The following is a 16,390-nucleotide window of genomic DNA, read 5'->3' as shown; positions in this document are numbered from 1 at the left end:
CGGGGCATGTCTGACGCTGATCGCGAGGTCGCCCTTGTCGCCTCCGACATGGTGGTGCTCACCCTGCGCGACGACGAACTGCACGTCGCGCTCATCCGGCGGGCCGCCGCGACGGAGCGAGGCAAGTGGGCGCTGCCGGGCGGTTTCATGCGTCACGGCGAGTCGGCGGAGCAGGCCGCCTATCGCGAGCTGCGTGAAGAGGTCGGCATCGCGGAGCGCGACGTCGTGCTCGAGCAGTTGCGCACGTACACCGAGGTCGAGCGCGACCCGCGGCCGGAACGCGTCATCGGCGTCGCGTGGACGGTGTTCGGCGCGCGCCTTCCCGACCTCGAAGCGGCGTCCGACGCGCTCGAAGCGGTGTGGGTACCGGTCGACGAAGCGCTCGGGATGCCGCTCGCGTTCGACCACCAGCGTATCCTCGCCGACGGCGTCGAACGCGCCCGCTCCAAACTCGAATACACCTCTGTCGCAACGGCTTTCCTCGACGACGAGTTCACGATGTCGCAGCTTCGCCACGTCTACCAAGCCGTGTGGGGCGGCTGGCTCGAACCTGCGAACTTCCACCGCAAGGTGTTGAGCGTCGACGGGTTCGTCGAGGAGACGGGCGACAGCCGCGTCGGGCGCGGGCGCCCCGCCAAGCTCTACCGCCGCGGCAGCGCCCAGACGATCTACCCGCCACTGACCCGCGCGTCGGTGCGCGAGGCGCGGGCGCGCAGCTGATCATGCGCCCGGCGCGGGGCGCAGCTGATCAGTCGCTACGACGCGAGACGAGAACGATGTCGGCCTGGTGGTGGGCACCGGCACCCTCGGTGACGTGGCGCTCCGACTCGAACTGCTCGATCTGCCACCCCTCACCGAGGCGGCCGATCACGTCGGCGATCGTGACGTAGGAGTCCGGGTCGGAGCCGTGCTCGAGCGCGCGATCGCGATCGACGTGCGCGTGAGCCACGACGATCAATGCGCCACCGGGGCGGACGAGGTCGCGAAGCGAGCGCTCGATCGACTGATCTTCGGTGCGCAGTAGAGCGGGATAGAAAACACTGACGAGATCGAAACTTTCGGGCGCCAAGGCCGCGTCGAGCAGCCCCGCGCACACCCACGTGATACGGGAGGCCACGTCGTCTCCCCTCTTCTCGGCTGCCGCGCGTCCCCGTTCCAGCGCGGGCGCCGCGACATCGAGCGCCGTCACCTGCCAGCCTCGCTCGACGAGGTGGATGGCGTCAGCGCCCTCACCGCAGCCGACGTCGAGCGCTCGACCCGGGGATAAGTCGGCCAACTGCTTCATGAGCACCGCGACGAGCGCGTCGTTCGGGTTGCCGCTCCAGACCTGCTCGCCCCCGTAGACGTCGTGCCAGTTCATGTCATGCCCAGCAGGGCCGCTCGTCGCCGCGTCCGGCGTCGTTTCAGAGTGCATGTCACCATGCTCGCCGCCACTGCGTGATCGGACAATCTCTACGCGTCTATAAAATGCGCTAGCCACCCTGAGACAACGCCCGCACCGCATGGCCGATGCCTCCCGACGACCTCCGTGCGTGCAAATGGACCCGCGTGCATTTGCACGCACGGAGCAACCGATTCGTCCGCGACAAGACGCAGGTCGTACGGTTTTCTCGATGATCTCGCTGATTCCTGACTACCTCGCGGCGACGCTCGAGGCCTGCCCGCCCGACGCCCATGCCCGGAATGCCGACTACATTCCGGAACTGGCCCGCGTCGACTCGTCACTGTTCGCCCTCGCAATCGCCACCGTCGACGGCATGATCTACAGCGCCGGTGACGCCGAGGCGGAGTTCACCATTCAGTCGGTCAGCAAACCGTTCGTCTACGCGATGGCGATCGAGGATCGCGGCCTCGACGAGGTGCAGCGTCGCATCGGCGTCGAACCGAGCGGTGAGGCGTTCAACGAGATCAGCCTCGAGGCGGGCAGCAAGCGCCCTCTCAACCCCATGATCAACGCCGGCGCCATCACGGCGCACTCTCTCGTCGCCTCCCCCGATGACGACGAGTCGGCGCGCGTGCGACGCATCGTCGCCGGTCTGTCGGCCTTCGCCGGGCGCGAGCTGAGCATCGACAGGACCGTCGCCGAATCGGAATGGCACGACGCGCACCGCAACCTCGCCATCGGGCACATGCTGCGCAGCTACGACATGCTGACGGACGACCCGGACGTCGTCGTCCACGGCTACGTCGAGCAGTGCGCCGTGCGCGTGACGACGCGTGACCTCGCCGTCATGGCGACGACGCTCGCCAACGGCGGCCTCCACCCGGTGACCGGTGAGCAGGTCGTCAGCTCGCGCACGGCCCGCCAGGTGCTGTCGGTCATGCTGAGCTGCGGCATGTACAACGCCGCCGGTGACTGGCTGACGGCCGTCGGCATCCCCGCCAAGAGCGGCGTCGGGGGCGGCATCATCGGCGCGCTGCCCGGGCAGGTGGGGCTCGCGACGTTCTCGCCGCCGCTCGACGAGCACGGCCACTCGGCCCGAGGGGTGCAGGTCTTCGAGCGACTCAGCGAAGACATGGACATGCACCTCATGGACGTCCCGCCGCCCGCCCGCTCGGTCGTCCGACACTCCCACGTCGTTCCGCTCGGGCGAGGTTCGCGCGGCGTCGACGCGCACGTCTACGACCTGCAGGGCGACATCCGGTTCGCCGGCGCGGAGCGCGTCGTCCGGCTCATCAGCGACGAGCCGCCGACGACGAAGACCGTCGTGTTCGACCTCGTCGACGTCCACGCGCTCGACGAGACCGCGGCCCGCATGATCCTCGAGACGGTGCGGCGCCTCGCGGCTGACGGGCATGAGGTCTGGTTCGCCGGCCTCGATGACGCACCCCTCACCCATGGGCGGCTCGACGACGAAGGGTTCGACCTCGGGCGCGGGGTGCACGTGCGCATGGGCCGCGACCTCGACGATGTCGCCGAACAGATCATGAGGGCCTGAACCTCGCCGTTTCACGTGAAACAGGCACGAGGCTGTCGAGCGCTCGTCGTTCGAGGCTGTGCGCGTGTTTGGTGAGGTTCTTGGTAGACCCGACAACTCCCGGCCGCGTGCATGCCGCTGCCGGGCCGTCGCGCCGTCAGACCTAGGGTGGGACGCATGTCCGAACGCGATGCACGGCCCTTGCCACCAGGCCTCACCCCGGTGAGCCCTCGGCTGACGTCGGCGCGCCTGCTGACGCTCGCCGTCGCGGCGGTCGTCGCCGGTGCCGGCGTCGCGGCCACGATGTTCTTCGCGCCACGCTGGGTGACGGTTGCCCTCGCCGTCGCGCTGATCGTCGCCGTCGTGTGGGTGGGCCTCGTCATCGCGCGTCAGGTCAGGCACATCGGGTACGCCACGCGCGACGACGACCTGCTCATCGTCAGGGGCGTCATGTTCCGTACGACGACGGTCGTGCCGTACGGGCGCATGCAGTACGTCGAGGTCTCGAGTGGACCGATCGCGCGGATGTTCGATCTTGCCACGCTCGAACTGCACACCGCGTCCGCGTCTTCCGACGCCACCATCCCCGGCATGCCACGCCACGACGCGGAGGCACTGCGCGATCGTCTCGCGGCGCTCGGCGAAGCGCACCTCGCGGGGTTGTGACGATGGCCGATACCCACACGCCCGACGACTCGGCCGCCACCCCCGGGCCGCCCGACGACACGCTCGCCGACGGAGCATGGCATCGCGTTCACCCGTTGACGCCAGTCATGAAGAGCGGCGCGTTTCTGCTCGTCGTCCTCGGTATCGGCATCTCCCGCGCCGAGGACATGCTGAAGGATGCTCTCAACGGCGCGGCCGGTGGCTCCTCGTCGTCGAGCAATGCCGAGACATACGCGGCGAGCCGCTGGCTCGTCGCGCTCGCCATTCTCGTGGGCGTGCTTGCCGTGCTGCTGCTCGCCAACTGGATCATGTGGCGCAAGAACGAGTTTCGCGTCGACGCCGACAGCTTGCAGGTGCGCAAGGGCGTCGTCGGCAAGGCGCACCGCAAGGCGCGTCTCGATCGCGTGCAGGCCATCGACCTCACCCAGCCGCTACTTCCCCGACTGCTCGGCCTCGCCCAGCTCAAGTTCGACGTCGCGGGCGGCAGCGATTCCAACCTGACGATCGAATACCTGCGGCGTGCCTACGCCGAGAAACTGCGCGCCACGATGCTCGAACGGGTGCGAGTTTCACGTGAAACCTCCCACGAGAGCGACGGTGCGTCACGGACATCCACCAACCTCGGCGCTGGTGGCCAGGAGGCTGCCACCAACCCCGGCGATGCACCCGAGGGCGGGGCGCCCACGACCCGCCAGGCCGCGCGCGTCCGGGAGGACGCCGCCACGGCGAGGGCATCGCGGCCCGGTGCATCGTTGGGAAGTCGACTCGTTCACGGTGTCATCCCGGGCGTCGTCGACGACCTGAGTGGCACGCTCACCGAAGCCCTCGCGCCGTATCGCGTACGAGTCGCAGCGGACGCGGAGGGCGCCATCGTCAGGGTGCCCCCGCACCGCGTCTTCACCGCCCAGGCGCTGACGGGTGGTGCGCTCGTCGCGGAGGCGGGTTTCGTCGTCCTGCTCGTCCTGTTCGGTGTCGGCGTCAGTACGGGGCACGCGTCGGAGGCGTTCTCGATCGCGCTGACGGTGCTGTTCGTCATGTTCGGCGCGGTGAATGCGGCCGTCCGCGCGTTCCTGCGCGACTCGAACTTCTCCGTGGCGCTCACGTCCGACGGGATCGTCGTCACGCACGGCCTCACCTCGACGACGCGTCGCGTCATTCCGGTCGACCGCATCCAGGCCGTCGAACTCACACAACCCGTGCTGTGGCGCCGGTTCGGGTGGTGGCGCGTGCGGATGAACCTCGCGAGTTCCTCCGCCCTCGGTGACGACGCCGACACCATCCTGCTGCCGGTCGGATCCGTCGATGACGCAATGATGCTCATGGGGCTCGTCCTGCCGGAGCCGGGCACGCCGCCGGATGTGACCGGTCGCGACCTCATGCTCGAGGCGATGATGGCGGAGCGCACGACGTCGACATCAGCCGCCGCAGCGATGTTCACCGGGCCCGGCCGGCGAGCGCGGCTGCTCGATCCGTTGTCGTCGCGGCGCGAGGCGTGGGCGCGCACGGCGACGATGACCGTCATCCGCGAGGGCCGCATGAAGCGCCGAGTCGTCTGCGTGCCACATGCGCGGGTGCAGTCGATGGCGCTCGCGCAGGGTCCTCTGCAGCGGTGGCTGGGCTTGGGCACCGTCGAGTTGCATTCGACGAGTGGGCCGACTCGCCCGCGGCTCGTGCATCAGGACGCCGAGGTCGCGCAGCGTTTTCTCTTCGATCACGCCGAGGTGACGCGGCGTGCGCGCGCGGCGCTCGACGCCCCCGACCCGCAGCGGGTCGGCGTCTGACGAGACTGCCCCGCCGGATGCGTCCGGCGGGGCAGTTGTCTCGGGCGAGCGTCGGGTGCGATCAACGATGATCAGGCGTTCTTGCGTAGGCGGTAGACGAGGGTAGATCCGCCGAGAGCGAGCGCGGCCCCTCCGACTGACGAGGCCGCGATGCTGGTCGTGTGGTCGTTCTTCGCGGGGGCCGCGGTCTGCGAGAAGGCGCCGGCAGAGCCTGACTTGAACATCAAAGTCAGGGCTCACAGATCGACCGCCAGCGCCACAGCGCCCACCCAAGCGATTTCAAGGCCGAAAACCCCTCGGAAAACGCGAATCCCGGCCTGAGATTTCTCTCAGACCGGGATTCGTGAGCTGTAGCCACAGTGATTCGTGAACTACCCCGCGTGCGCGAGGGGGGATTTGAACCCCCACGCCCTTTCGGACACTGGCACCTGAAGCCAGCGCGTCTGCCGTTCCGCCACTCGCGCGAGTGCTCACCTATCATTCCCTACCTTGGGCGAGTTCACCAAATCGGCGCGGCGCCCGTGCCCCGCCACCACGCAACCGTCCGCCCTCACAGGCACGCGGACGCGCGCTGCATCCAGCGCAGGCAGGAGTGCGCCCGTTACGATCAAAACCCCGGCGAACCGTTGGGCGCACGTCCCCGCTCAGGGGTGAGGTACGAGACTGGAGGCACCCATGGGTCTGTTCGACAAGCTCGAGAGCAAGCTCGAACAAGGCGTCAACGGCGCTTTCGCGCGCGCGTTCAAGAGCGAGGTCCAGCCCGTCGAGATCGCGTCTGGAATCCGCCGCGCCATGGACGACCGCGCGGCGTCCGTCGGCAAGGGCAAGCGACCCATCGTCCCCAACCTGTTCACGATCGAGTTGTCGCCGACCGACTACGACCGCCTCTCCGAGTGGGGCGACGAACTCGACGACGAACTCATCGCGAGCGCCCAGGAGCACGCCGACGAGCAGCGCTACATGCCCGGCGGCCCCCTGACGATCGTGCTCACCGAATCCGACGACCTCGAGACGGGCGTCTTCCGCCTACGCCCCGCAACGGCCAAGGCCGCGGATGCCCTCGCCCACCAGCGCAACAACCCGCGCCCGCAGCGCGAGACGCACCACGACGACACGAGCCACGACGCCGCGGCGCAGCCCACGGGCGCGAACCACGACGCCCACCTGGACACCCGCGATGCGTCCGATGCCTACGACGCTCACTCCGGCACGCACGCCGGCGTCGCGGGTGCCAGCGCCGCGAGCGCCCTCGGATCGACGACGTCACCGCACCCGACCGGCCGCACGTTCGGTACGCGCATCAAGGACTACCTGCTCGGCAGCCCGCAGCCCACCACCGACTCGTCGCGCGGCCACGCCGACGCCCCCCCGTCCGCAGCGTCCGAGTACGAGCGCAACGATGAACGCGGCTACCTCGACCGCGAGGCGCACGTCAGCACCCCGCCAGTACAAGACTCATACGCCGCCGGCGACCACCTCGTCGAAGACGAAGCCGGCTACGACGACTACGACCACCACGGTTTCGACGATGCCCACGCCGACGGTCGCGTCTACTCGGGCGATGTCTACGCCGACGCCGAGAATCACGACAACCATGACGCGAACGCTCACCACGCCTGGGATGACGACAGCGACGCCGGCGACCCGACGGGCTACGAGCCTGCGCCGCGCCCGGAATCGGCGCGTCCGCGTCAGATGTCGCCGCGCGAACGCCCGTGGCTGAAGATCGACGGGCAGCGCTACCCCCTGCTCGGAGCCATCACCGTCCTCGGGCGTGACGACGACGCCGACATCGTCGTCGATGACCCGGGCGTCAGCCGTCGTCACAGCGAGATCCGCATCACGCACGACGGTCCCCACCTCGTCATGAGCGTGCGCGATCTCGGGTCGACGAACGGCACCTACGTCAACGGCGAGCACGTCGGTTCGACGCACGTGCACGACGGCGACCGGTTGACCCTCGGGCGCACCCCCATGACCATCCATCTCGGAGACCGCCCATGAACGAACTGACGATGACGGCCATCCGTTACGGCCTGCTCGCGCTGCTGTGGTTCTTCGTGTTCGCCGTCGTCGGCGTGCTCCGCTCCGACCTGTACGGCGCGAAGACGGGTGGTGGCCGCGCCTCGCGCGCTGTTTCACGTGAAACGAAGGCCAAGACACCCCGCGCCGTGCGCAAGGGCCCGACGCATCTCGCCATCATCGAAGGCGCGATGCGCGGCACCACGCTGCCGCTGTCGGAATCCGGCACCCTGCTCGGACGCAACCCCGAGTGCTCGCTCGTACTGAGCGACGACTTCGCTTCAGGTCGCCACGCCCGCATCTACCCCGAATCCGACGGCTGGTACCTCGACGACCTGGGATCGACGAACGGCACGTACATCGGTGCTGAACGCATCGGTGAGCACGTGCGCGTCGAACCGGGCACCCGCATCCGTATCGGCCGCACCGTCCTCGAACTGAGGAAGTGACCATGCCCATCGCACTCAGATACGCCGCACGATCCGACGTCGGTCTCGGCTCGAAGAAGCGCAACGAGGACTCGGCCTACGCGAGCAGCTCGATGCTCGTGCTCGCTGATGGCATGGGCGGCCACGCCGCAGGTGACGTCGCGAGCTCCACCGTCGTCGGCGAACTCGTGCAGCTCGACGGCGACGACATCGGCGCCGACGACGCTCTCGACCAGCTCGCCGACGGCATCGCCGAGGCCAACGAGAAGTTGCGCAGCGAGATGGACGCCGATCCCACCCGCGAGGGCATGGGCACCACCCTGATCGTGCTGCTCAAGACCGGCCGTCAGCTCGCAATGGCGAACATCGGCGACAGCCGCGCCTACCAGCTGCGTGACGGCAAGTTCACGCAGATCACGAAAGACCACTCCTTCGTCCAGAGCCTGCTCGACTCCGGCCGCATCACCCCCGACGAGGCCGTCCACCACCCGCAGCGCAGCCTCGTCACGCGCGTCCTGACGGGCCGCGAGGGCGACGTGCCCGACCTCAGCCTGCGCGAGGCACGCGTCGGCGACCGCTACCTGTTGTGCTCCGACGGCCTCTCCGACTACGTCGGCGCCCGCACGATCGAGGAGATCTTCACCGAGGGCGCGTCGAAGAGCGTCGGCGAGGTCGCCGACTCCCTCATCGAGATCGCCCTCAAGGCCTCGACGCTCGACAACGTCACCGTCGTCGTCGCGGAGGTTGCGAACATCGACGACGTCGACCTCGCCGCGCGCCCCGACGTGGTCGGCGCCGCCGTCGCGCACGGCCTGACTCAGAGCCTGCCGACGCGCGAGCAGACGCCGGCGGAGAAGGCCCGCGCCCTCTCCCGCGAACTCGACGGCGACGACGAACCCGACGAGACCGACAAGGGTGCCCACCTCGCCGAGACGCGCCCGCGTCGCCGCGGACGTCTCTACGCCGCCATCGCCGCGCTCGTCCTGCTGCTCGCCCTCGCCGTCGCCGCCGTGTGGGGCTGGACGTGGTCGCAGAGTCAGTACTTCATCAAGGATTCGGACGGCCGCGTCACCGTCTATCAAGGCGTCGACTCGAAGCTCGGCCCGATCGACCTGCGCCATCAACAGGAGAGCACGAACATCCCGACCGCCGACCTGCCCGAGTTCTGGCGCTCCAAGGTGACGAGCGGCATCGACGCCTCCAGTGAGAAGGAGGCCGCCGCCACCGTCGAGCGTCTGCGCGCGGAGATGGTCGCGTGCCTCGCCGCGTCCGCCTCCGGAAACGAGTGCACGAAGTGAGCCCAGACCTCGCGACCATCACGGGCCGAGGCACGAAACGCGGCACCGAGCTCATGCTGCTCGCGTTCGCCGTCGGCATCGTGCTGTTCGCCTACGCGAACGTCGGGCTCGCGGTGGAGGGGTCGCTGCCGACCGACATCCTGACGCTCGGCGTCGGGATGGGCGCCATCGCCCTCGTGTTCCACCTCGTCGTGCGCGTCGTCGCCGCCTACGCCGACCCCGTGCTGCTGCCGGCCGCGACGCTGCTCAACGGCCTCGGACTCGTCATGATCCGTCGTATCGACATGGCCCGCGGCAAGGGCGTCATGGAGGGCGCAGCCGTCCGACAGCTCATGTGGTCGGCCATTGCCGTCGCCGCCGCGATCGGGCTGCTCTGCCTCATCCGCGACCACCGGCGGCTGCGGCGCTACACGTTCACGTTCGCCCTCGCCGGCCTCGCGCTGCTCATGATGCCGCTGCTGCCGTTCATCGGCATGAACATCAACGGCAACCGCATCTGGATCCACGTCGGGCCGCTCAGCTTCCAGCCGAGCGAGGTCGCCAAGATCCTGCTCACGATCTTCTTCGCGAGCTACCTCGTGCAGACGCGTGACGCGCTCAGTCTCGTCGGCAAGCGTGTGCTCGGCTTCCCGCTGCCGAGAGCGCGCGACATGGGCCCCATCCTGCTGGCCTGGCTGACGTCCCTCGCCGTCCTCGTCTTCGAGAAGGACCTCGGCACGTCGCTGCTGTTCTTCGGCCTGTTCGTCGCCATGCTCTACGTGGCGACGGAGAGGCGCAGCTGGATCGCCATCGGTCTCGGGCTCTTCTTCAGCGGCTGCTACCTCGCGTACCTGCTCTTCCCCAACTTCCAGAACCGCGTCACCCTCTGGCTCGACCCGTTCGCGCCAGGCCTCTCCGACCAGGTCGCCCGCTCCCTCATGGGCCTCGCGTTCGGCGGACTCACCGGCACCGGCCTCGGACGTGGCTACCCGACGTTCAACTACGCCGAGGCGAACTCGGACTTCATCATGTCGAGCTTCGGCGAAGAACTCGGCCTCGTCGGCCTCACGGCGATGATCGCGCTGTTCGCCATCATCGTCGAACGCGGCCTGCGCATCGCCATTGCCTGCCGCGACGGCTTCGGCAAGCTTCTCGCGACAGGCCTCGCGTTCTCCATCTGCCTGCAGTGCTTCGTCGTCCTCGGCGGCATCACCCGCGTCATCCCCCTCACTGGTCTGACGACGCCGTTCCTGTCAGCCGGCGGTAGCTCGCTGCTCGCGAACTGGGCGATCATCGCGCTGCTGCTGCGCATCAGCGACCAGGCGCGACGCCCCGCCGTCACGGAGGCGAAGCCGACGCTCGGCTCCGACGACACCCAGGTGGTGAAGATCCGATGAACACGCCGATCCGCAAGCTCGGCGTCGTGGCCTCGATGCTGTTCTGTGCCGTTCTCGTTGCCGCGAGCTACATCCAGGTCGTCCAGGCGCCCTCGCTCGACGCCCGCGCCGGCAACAGCCGCGTCATCAACGACGGGTACAAGAAGGAACGCGGCAGCATCCTCGTCGACGGCAAGGCCATCGCGACGAGCGTGAAGTCGAACGACAAGTACGTCTACCAGCGTCAGTACTCGAACGGCTCGCTCTATGCGCCCGTCACGGGCTACAGCTCGATCGTCTACGGCAACGGCGGCGGCATCGAGGGTGCCTCCGACGGCGTCCTGAGCGGCACGAGCGACTCGTTGTTCTACCGCCGCCTCGCTGACGTCGTCACGGGCAAGAAGCCCGCCGGGGCCAACGTCGAGCTGACGATCAACCCCAAGATCCAGGCGGCCGCGGCGAAGGCGCTCGGCAACCGTCGCGGCGCGGCCGTCGCGCTCGACCCCAAGACGGGCGCCGTCCTCGCCATGGTGAGCTCACCGACGTACGACCCGTCGACCCTCGCCTCGCACGACACGACGTCGGTCGTCAACATGTGGAAGCAGCTCAACGCCGACTCGACGCAGCCGATGGTCAACCGGACCATCTCGGGCAATCTGTACCCCCCGGGTTCCACGTTCAAGCTCGTCACGACGGCCGCCGCGCTCGAATCGGGCAAGTACACGCCCGAGTCGACGCTCAACGGCCCTGCCACCATCAGGCTGCCGCAGACGACGCACTCACTGCCCAACGACAACCACCTGCCCTGCGGCGACAACGACAAGACGTCACTGACGCACGCGCTCGAGATCAGCTGCAACACGGCCTACGCCGAGCTCGGCATGGATCTCGGCCAGGACAAGCTCGCCGCACAGGCCAAGAAGTTCGGCTTCGGCCAGGTCGTGCGCCTGCCGATGCGCGTCACGCCGTCGAGCTTCCCCTCCGACATGAACACGCCGCAGACGGCGATGGCCGCCATCGGCCAGTACGACGTGCGGGTCACGCCGCTGCAGATCGCGATGATCTCCGCGACGATCGCGAACGGCGGCACGCAGATGGAACCGCACCTCGTGAAGAACGTCGTCGACTCCGACCTCGACGTCATCTCCTCGACCGACCCGAAGATCATGTCCAAGCCCATCTCATCGGACACGGCCGGCAGCCTCAAGACGATGATGGAAGCGGTCGTCAACAACGGCACCGGCAAGCTCGCCGCCGTCGACGGCTACCAGGTCGCGGGCAAGACGGGCACGGCGCAGGGCGACACGAGCAAGGCCGCCGACCTGTGGTTCACCGGTTTCGCACCGGCGAACGACCCCAAGATCGCGCTCGCGCTCGTGCTCGAGAACGGCGGCGATCAGGGCGTCGAGACCCTCGCCGGCGAGGTCGCCGCACCCGCCGCGCAGCAGATCTTCGAGGCGGCCCTGCGATGACACCTGCGATTCCCGTCCACATCTGCAATCTTCGCCCACATCTGCGGCGCTCCACGGCCGCCGCGCACCGCCCCATCCCGACCCTCGCGAAGGACATCTCATGAGCGCGACACCACGCATCCTCGGTGGCCGCTACGAAGTCGGCGAACTCGTCGGCCGCGGTGGCATGGCCGACGTCCACGCCGGCCACGACACGCGCCTCGGACGCCCCGTCGCCATCAAGATCCTGCGATCGGACCTCGCGCGCGACCCCAGCTTCCTGCAACGCTTCCGCCGCGAGGCGCAGGCGTCCGCCGGGCTCAACCACGCCAACATCGTCGCCGTCTACGACTCGGGTGAGGACACCTTCGTCGAAGCGGCGGGCGGCACCGTCGACATCCCCTACATCGTCATGGAGTTCGTCGACGGGCAGACGCTGCGCGAGATCCTCAACGAGGAGAAGAAGGTCAGCGCTGACGAGGCCTGCCGCATCATGATGGGCGTCCTGTCAGCCCTCGAGTACAGCCACTCGAAGGGCATCGTGCACCGCGACATCAAGCCTGGCAACGTCATGGTGACGCGCGGCGGTTCCGTCAAGGTCATGGACTTCGGCATCGCCCGCGCCCTCGCCGACGTCGGCGCGACGATGACGAGCGCCCAGGCCGTCGTCGGCACCGCCCGGTACCTGTCGCCCGAGCAGGCGCAAGGCCAGAGCGTCGACGCGCGCACCGACCTGTACTCCGCCGGCTGCGTCCTGTTCGAGCTGCTGACGGGGCGCGCACCGTTCGTCGGCGAGCCCGTCAGCCTCGTCTATCAGCACATCGGCGAACAGCCGCAACCCCCGTCGCTCTACGAGTCGTCGGTGTCGCCGGCGCTCGACGCGGTCGTGCTGCACTCGCTCGCGAAGGGGCGCGACGATCGCTACCAGAGCGCCGCCGACTTCCGCGCCGACGTCCTCGCCGCCCGCTCCGGCCAGCCGATCTCCGCTGCCGCGCAGGCGAGCACGGTGACGTCCGCCGACCACACGGAGGTCGTCGACTACCCGACGCGCCGCGCCGCGGCGACGGCGGCTGCCGCTGACTCGACGGCCGAACTCGACTCGCGCGAACCCAGCCGATCCCATGCCGGATGGTGGGCCCTCGCGGCCGTCGCAGCCCTCGCGGCCATCCTCGGCATCGGCTACTTGTTCATGCACTCGCCCAGCTCGCCGGAGAAGGTCACCGTCGCGAGCGTGCGCGGCATGACGTACGAGCAGGCCGCGAAGACGCTGTCGCCCGACTTCACCGTCACGAAGCGGGAGGTCGCCGACAACGCCGCGGAGAACACCGTCATCGACCAAGATCCGGCGGGCGGGACGGAGGCATCCCGACGTTCCGACGTGACACTCACCGTCTCCACGGGCCCCGACTCGGTCAAGGTGCCGAACGTCGTCGGTGACGCCGTCAACGAGGCGAAGGCGGCCCTTCTCGCCGCCGGCATCGACGAGAACCACATCAAGATCTCGCCGACGAAGAAGGACGACACCGGCCTCGACGCCGGCATCATCGCCGAGAGCAACCCGAAGGCAGGCGCATCACTCGGCACGTCGAGCGACATCACGCTCTACGAGAGCAGCGGCAAGGCCACCGTGCCCGACCTGGCGGGCAAGACGGCGTCGGAGGCGGCGCAGGCGCTGTACAAGGCGCACCTGTCGATCGACTCCAAGGACCAGGTCACCGACAGGCCCGACGAGGTCGGCAAGGTCGTCTACGTGCCCGACGCCGGCAAGAAGGTCAACAACGGCTCGTCCGTCACCGTCTACATCGGCAAGTCACCCGAAAAGACCGCGACGGCCACCGTGACGCAGCCGCCCTCGTCGTCAGCGGCCCCGTCGTCCAGTTCCGCGCCCGCGACGTCGCAGTCCCCCTCGTCGTCGACACAGTCGCCGTCGCCGTCGACGAGTCCGTCGTCGACGAGTCCGTCGTCGACATCGGACGGTAGCGCGATGACGCCGTCGCCGTCGCAGTCGTCGAGCAAGTGAGCTGACGAAGGAAGCCCCCGGCCCTGTGGATCGGGGGCTTTCCTCGTTCGAGAGCCGCTGGTGGGGCGCGGCGTTCGGGCTGTGTGCCGCTCAGGCGGTGCGCACGAGCGGTGCCATGCCGGCGCTGGCGGCGACGGCCGTCGTCGAACCGCACATCGCGAGCCAGTTGGCGAGCATGCGGTGGCCGCCGACCGTCATGACGGATTCGGGGTGGAACTGCACGCCGTGCAGCGGCAGGTCGCGGTGGTGGGCGGCCATGATGATGCCCGATTCGGTGCGGCCGTTGACGACGAGTTCGTCGGTGACGGTGGCCGGGTCGATCGTCAGCGAGTGGTAGCGCGTCGCGGTGAACGGATCGTCGAGCCCCTCGAGGACGCCCGTGCCGTCGTGGTGCACCTGCGACGTCTTGCCGTGGAGCAGTTCCGGCGCCCGACCGACGGTGCAGCCCGTCACGACGCCGAGCGCCTGGTGGCCGAGGCACACCCCCAACATCGGCTGGTTGCGCTCACCGCACGCCTCGATCATCGCCATGCTGACGCCGGCGTCCTCGGGCGTGCCGGGGCCGGGCGAGACGAGGACGCCGTCGAAGTCGGCGCCGTCCTTAGCGCTGATCGCGTCGTTGCGCACGACGGTCGTCTCGGCACCGAGCTGCTGGAGGTAGCCGACGATCGTGAAGACGAAGCTGTCGTAGTTGTCGACGACGAGGATGCGCGGCGAATCGGTCATGCGCGCCAGTCTAGGTGGGAGCCCCGACACCGCCGTCAGGATGGCTCAGGATGCCAGGTAACTCACGGGTCGGCGGGCAGTTTACGCGCCTACCCATGAGTCAGCCGCCATCCTGCCCGGGGTCAGGCTGCCGGCGCAGCGACACGGGCGTCACGGCTGGACGTGCGCGTGCTTCATCGTCACCGAGCCCGTGAAGGCGGGCAGCGTCGTGTTCTGGATGGCCTTGACGTTGTAGCCGAGCCCAACGAGGTCGACGTACTGCTTGTAGATCTTGACGGACTCGTCGGCCTCGAGCGCGGCCTGCAGCTTCACCGGGTCCCCGACGGCGGTGATCGTGAACGGCGGTGAGTACACGCGGCCCTGGAGGATGAGCGTGTTGCCGACGCAGCGCACGGCGCTTGTCGAGACGATGCGCTGATCTATGAGCTGGATGCCGCGAGCGCCGCCCTCCCACAGGGCGTTGACGACGGCCTGGACGTCCTGCTGGTGCACGACGAGCCAGTCCGGCGAACCGTCCTTCGGCAGCTCCTCGACCTTCTTCTTGCTGTCGTCGAGCGTCACGCTGATGGCCTGCCCGCTCAACGGTGCGAGACCCGCCGGATCCTGCGCCTTGTCGGCCTGCTTCGTCAGCGCCAACGCACGCGCCGCACCCGAATCCTTCTTCGCCGCAGCGAGCTGCGCCGCCTCGACGTCGGCGCGCAACGTCGCGACGTCCTCCTGCTTGGTCTTGACGCGCTGATCCGCGCGCCGCACGACATCAGCGAGATTGGTGGTGTCGGAGCGCAGATCCGTGCCGTTCGCCGCACGGGAACTGACCCCGAACATCGCCCCCGCGACGAGCAGCACGATCGGGACGGCGGCCTTCCACGCCAACGAGCCGCGACGGCGCGCGGGCGGCATCTCGTCGATCGGCAACGCGTCGCGCGCAGCGTCGTCGGTGGCGCGTTCGACGTGTGCGGGCGGCGTCGCAGACGGGTCGCGCTCGGAGTCGCGTTCACTCATGGGGTCGGCCTCCTTCACTCGACGCATCGCCCGGCCGGATCAACTAGGCTCTCACCCTAGTTGACGCACCGAACTCAGATGGGAGCCATGCCGTGGCCCGCAAGACCACCGACGCCACTCAGCGCGCCGCCGCCGGAGACGGCCTCAACCCCCGCTGGTGGCTGCCGGTCGCCCTCGGCCTCATGCTCGCCGGGCTCGCCTGGGTGATGGTCTACTACATCGCCAGCGGCACGACGAGCTACCCGATCCCCGGCATCGACGCCGGCAACATCGTCATCGGCTTCGCGGCCATCATGGTCGGCTTCGTCATGTTGACGCGCTGGAAGTGACGCCACCTTCTGTCCGCTGCTGACGCCCCGCCGAACCGAACGCCCGTTCCCTCGTGGGAACGGGCGTTCGTCTGTGTCTGCTCACTCGGGTTCGCTGCATCGTGGCCCCACGAGGTCACCGGGCGCCGCGCCGCAAGGCTGACGGTGCGGGCGTCGCCCTGCGGCCTGCAACCCACGACGTTGTCCCCAGACTTGTCCACAGCCTGTGTGTAGTTACACGCGTGTGGTTTTCCACACCTGGGGACAAACCTGTGGAAAACAGTGGACGGCCGGTGGACGAGCCGCTGTTTACGGTGGAAAACATGCCGCTGACGGTGGACGAACCACCCCACGGCTGGGGATGACGCTGCCCATCGCCCCCACCCCTTGGCACAGATCAGCGGCGTTCCGCGGG

14 protein-coding genes and 1 tRNA gene are annotated in these 16,390 nt (G+C 68.7%); 11 read left to right on the top strand and 4 right to left on the bottom strand.

Going from position 1 to position 16,390, the window contains the following annotated elements; genetic code table 11:
• The first annotated feature begins 6 nt into the window (after positions 1 to 6).
• Positions 7 to 720 carry an NUDIX domain-containing protein gene (locus tag HMPREF0321_RS05355; protein WP_006944696.1) on the top strand — a complete coding sequence of 238 codons (714 nt, stop codon included), beginning with the start codon at positions 7 to 9 and terminating at the stop codon, positions 718 to 720.
• 28 nt (positions 721 to 748) lie between these two features.
• Here the strand turns inward: HMPREF0321_RS05355 and HMPREF0321_RS05350 are convergent, their stop codons facing one another.
• Complete coding sequence (locus HMPREF0321_RS05350) at positions 749 to 1,414, bottom strand: bifunctional 2-polyprenyl-6-hydroxyphenol methylase/3-demethylubiquinol 3-O-methyltransferase UbiG (protein WP_040014503.1); 666 nt, start codon at positions 1,412 to 1,414, stop codon at positions 749 to 751.
• Between the two features lie 199 nt (positions 1,415 to 1,613).
• Here HMPREF0321_RS05350 and HMPREF0321_RS05345 point away from each other — a divergent pair, with 199 nt between their 5' ends.
• The 3 genes from HMPREF0321_RS05345 (at position 1,614) to HMPREF0321_RS05335 (ending at position 5,365) form a co-directional block, all read left to right on the top strand.
• Positions 1,614 to 2,939: a glutaminase gene (locus HMPREF0321_RS05345; protein WP_082740558.1), complete on the top strand. Its 1,326-nt coding sequence runs from the start codon at positions 1,614 to 1,616 to the stop codon at positions 2,937 to 2,939.
• A 156-nt stretch (positions 2,940 to 3,095) separates the two neighbouring features.
• Positions 3,096 to 3,584, top strand: a complete 489-nt coding sequence (locus tag HMPREF0321_RS05340) for a PH domain-containing protein (RefSeq protein WP_040014502.1) — start codon at positions 3,096 to 3,098, stop codon at positions 3,582 to 3,584.
• 2 nt (positions 3,585 to 3,586) lie between these two features.
• Positions 3,587 to 5,365: a PH domain-containing protein gene (locus HMPREF0321_RS05335; RefSeq protein WP_006944776.1), complete on the top strand. Its 1,779-nt coding sequence runs from the start codon at positions 3,587 to 3,589 to the stop codon at positions 5,363 to 5,365.
• 381 nt (positions 5,366 to 5,746) lie between these two features.
• On the opposite strand, the gene HMPREF0321_RS05330 is transcribed toward HMPREF0321_RS05335, so the two are convergent.
• A tRNA-Leu gene (locus HMPREF0321_RS05330) sits at positions 5,747 to 5,829 on the bottom strand.
• A 211-nt stretch (positions 5,830 to 6,040) separates the two neighbouring features.
• Between HMPREF0321_RS05330 and HMPREF0321_RS17355 the strand changes: the two genes are divergently transcribed.
• From HMPREF0321_RS17355 to pknB, 6 genes are all read left to right on the top strand, one after another.
• Positions 6,041 to 7,369, top strand: a complete 1,329-nt coding sequence (locus HMPREF0321_RS17355; protein WP_006944661.1) for a DUF3662 and FHA domain-containing protein — start codon at positions 6,041 to 6,043, stop codon at positions 7,367 to 7,369.
• Positions 7,366 to 7,836, top strand: a complete 471-nt coding sequence (locus HMPREF0321_RS05315; RefSeq protein ID WP_006944783.1) for an FHA domain-containing protein — start codon at positions 7,366 to 7,368, stop codon at positions 7,834 to 7,836. The genes HMPREF0321_RS17355 and HMPREF0321_RS05315 overlap by 4 nt, the downstream gene beginning before the upstream one ends.
• Before the next feature lie 2 nt (positions 7,837 to 7,838).
• Positions 7,839 to 9,113, top strand: coding sequence for a PP2C family serine/threonine-protein phosphatase (locus HMPREF0321_RS05310; RefSeq protein WP_006944692.1), 1,275 nt, complete (start codon positions 7,839 to 7,841; stop codon positions 9,111 to 9,113).
• Positions 9,110 to 10,489, top strand: coding sequence for an FtsW/RodA/SpoVE family cell cycle protein (locus HMPREF0321_RS05305; RefSeq protein WP_006944705.1), 1,380 nt, complete (start codon positions 9,110 to 9,112; stop codon positions 10,487 to 10,489). Before HMPREF0321_RS05310 ends, HMPREF0321_RS05305 begins: the two co-directional genes overlap by 4 nt.
• The gene (locus tag HMPREF0321_RS05300; RefSeq protein WP_006944794.1) at positions 10,486 to 11,940 is read left to right on the top strand and encodes a penicillin-binding protein 2; all 1,455 of its coding nucleotides are present in this window, start codon (positions 10,486 to 10,488) and stop codon (positions 11,938 to 11,940) included. The genes HMPREF0321_RS05305 and HMPREF0321_RS05300 overlap by 4 nt, the downstream gene beginning before the upstream one ends.
• Positions 11,941 to 12,040: 100 nt before the next feature.
• Complete coding sequence (gene pknB / locus HMPREF0321_RS05295) at positions 12,041 to 13,939, top strand: Stk1 family PASTA domain-containing Ser/Thr kinase (protein WP_006944625.1); 1,899 nt, start codon at positions 12,041 to 12,043, stop codon at positions 13,937 to 13,939.
• Between the two features lie 90 nt (positions 13,940 to 14,029).
• On the opposite strand, the gene HMPREF0321_RS05290 is transcribed toward pknB, so the two are convergent.
• Entirely contained in the window at positions 14,030 to 14,665 is a 636-nt protein-coding gene (locus tag HMPREF0321_RS05290; RefSeq protein ID WP_006944795.1) for an aminodeoxychorismate/anthranilate synthase component II, read from the bottom strand.
• Positions 14,666 to 14,815: 150 nt separating this feature from the next.
• Positions 14,816 to 15,667, bottom strand: coding sequence for a DUF881 domain-containing protein (locus tag HMPREF0321_RS05285; protein ID WP_254653970.1), 852 nt, complete (start codon positions 15,665 to 15,667; stop codon positions 14,816 to 14,818).
• 92 nt (positions 15,668 to 15,759) lie between these two features.
• Here HMPREF0321_RS05285 and HMPREF0321_RS05280 point away from each other — a divergent pair, with 92 nt between their 5' ends.
• Complete coding sequence (locus HMPREF0321_RS05280; protein ID WP_006944615.1) at positions 15,760 to 15,996, top strand: cell division protein CrgA; 237 nt, start codon at positions 15,760 to 15,762, stop codon at positions 15,994 to 15,996.
• The last annotated feature ends 394 nt before the right edge of the window (positions 15,997 to 16,390 follow it).

The sequence above is a fragment of the Dermacoccus sp. Ellin185 genome (assembly GCF_000152185.1).
GTDB lineage: Bacteria > Actinomycetota > Actinomycetes > Actinomycetales > Dermatophilaceae > Dermacoccus > Dermacoccus nishinomiyaensis.
This window is presented reverse-complemented; position numbering and strand designations above follow the sequence as displayed.

What these genes read in the sequence shown, in the direction of transcription:
- HMPREF0321_RS05285 (WP_254653970.1), bottom strand. Translation starts at nt 15,667, where the DNA reads ATGAGTGAACGCGACTCCGAGCGCGACCCGTCTGCGACGCCGCCCGCA.
- HMPREF0321_RS05300 (WP_006944794.1), top strand. Translation starts at nt 10,486, where the DNA reads ATGAACACGCCGATCCGCAAGCTCGGCGTCGTGGCCTCGATGCTGTTC.
- pknB (WP_006944625.1), top strand. Translation starts at nt 12,041, where the DNA reads ATGAGCGCGACACCACGCATCCTCGGTGGCCGCTACGAAGTCGGCGAA.
- HMPREF0321_RS05310 (WP_006944692.1), top strand. Translation starts at nt 7,839, where the DNA reads ATGCCCATCGCACTCAGATACGCCGCACGATCCGACGTCGGTCTCGGC.
- HMPREF0321_RS17355 (WP_006944661.1), top strand. Translation starts at nt 6,041, where the DNA reads ATGGGTCTGTTCGACAAGCTCGAGAGCAAGCTCGAACAAGGCGTCAAC.
- HMPREF0321_RS05345 (WP_082740558.1), top strand. Translation starts at nt 1,614, where the DNA reads ATGATCTCGCTGATTCCTGACTACCTCGCGGCGACGCTCGAGGCCTGC.
- HMPREF0321_RS05335 (WP_006944776.1), top strand. Translation starts at nt 3,587, where the DNA reads ATGGCCGATACCCACACGCCCGACGACTCGGCCGCCACCCCCGGGCCG.
- HMPREF0321_RS05315 (WP_006944783.1), top strand. Translation starts at nt 7,366, where the DNA reads ATGAACGAACTGACGATGACGGCCATCCGTTACGGCCTGCTCGCGCTG.
- HMPREF0321_RS05290 (WP_006944795.1), bottom strand. Translation starts at nt 14,665, where the DNA reads ATGACCGATTCGCCGCGCATCCTCGTCGTCGACAACTACGACAGCTTC.
- HMPREF0321_RS05350 (WP_040014503.1), bottom strand. Translation starts at nt 1,414, where the DNA reads ATGCACTCTGAAACGACGCCGGACGCGGCGACGAGCGGCCCTGCTGGG.
- HMPREF0321_RS05340 (WP_040014502.1), top strand. Translation starts at nt 3,096, where the DNA reads ATGTCCGAACGCGATGCACGGCCCTTGCCACCAGGCCTCACCCCGGTG.
- HMPREF0321_RS05355 (WP_006944696.1), top strand. Translation starts at nt 7, where the DNA reads ATGTCTGACGCTGATCGCGAGGTCGCCCTTGTCGCCTCCGACATGGTG.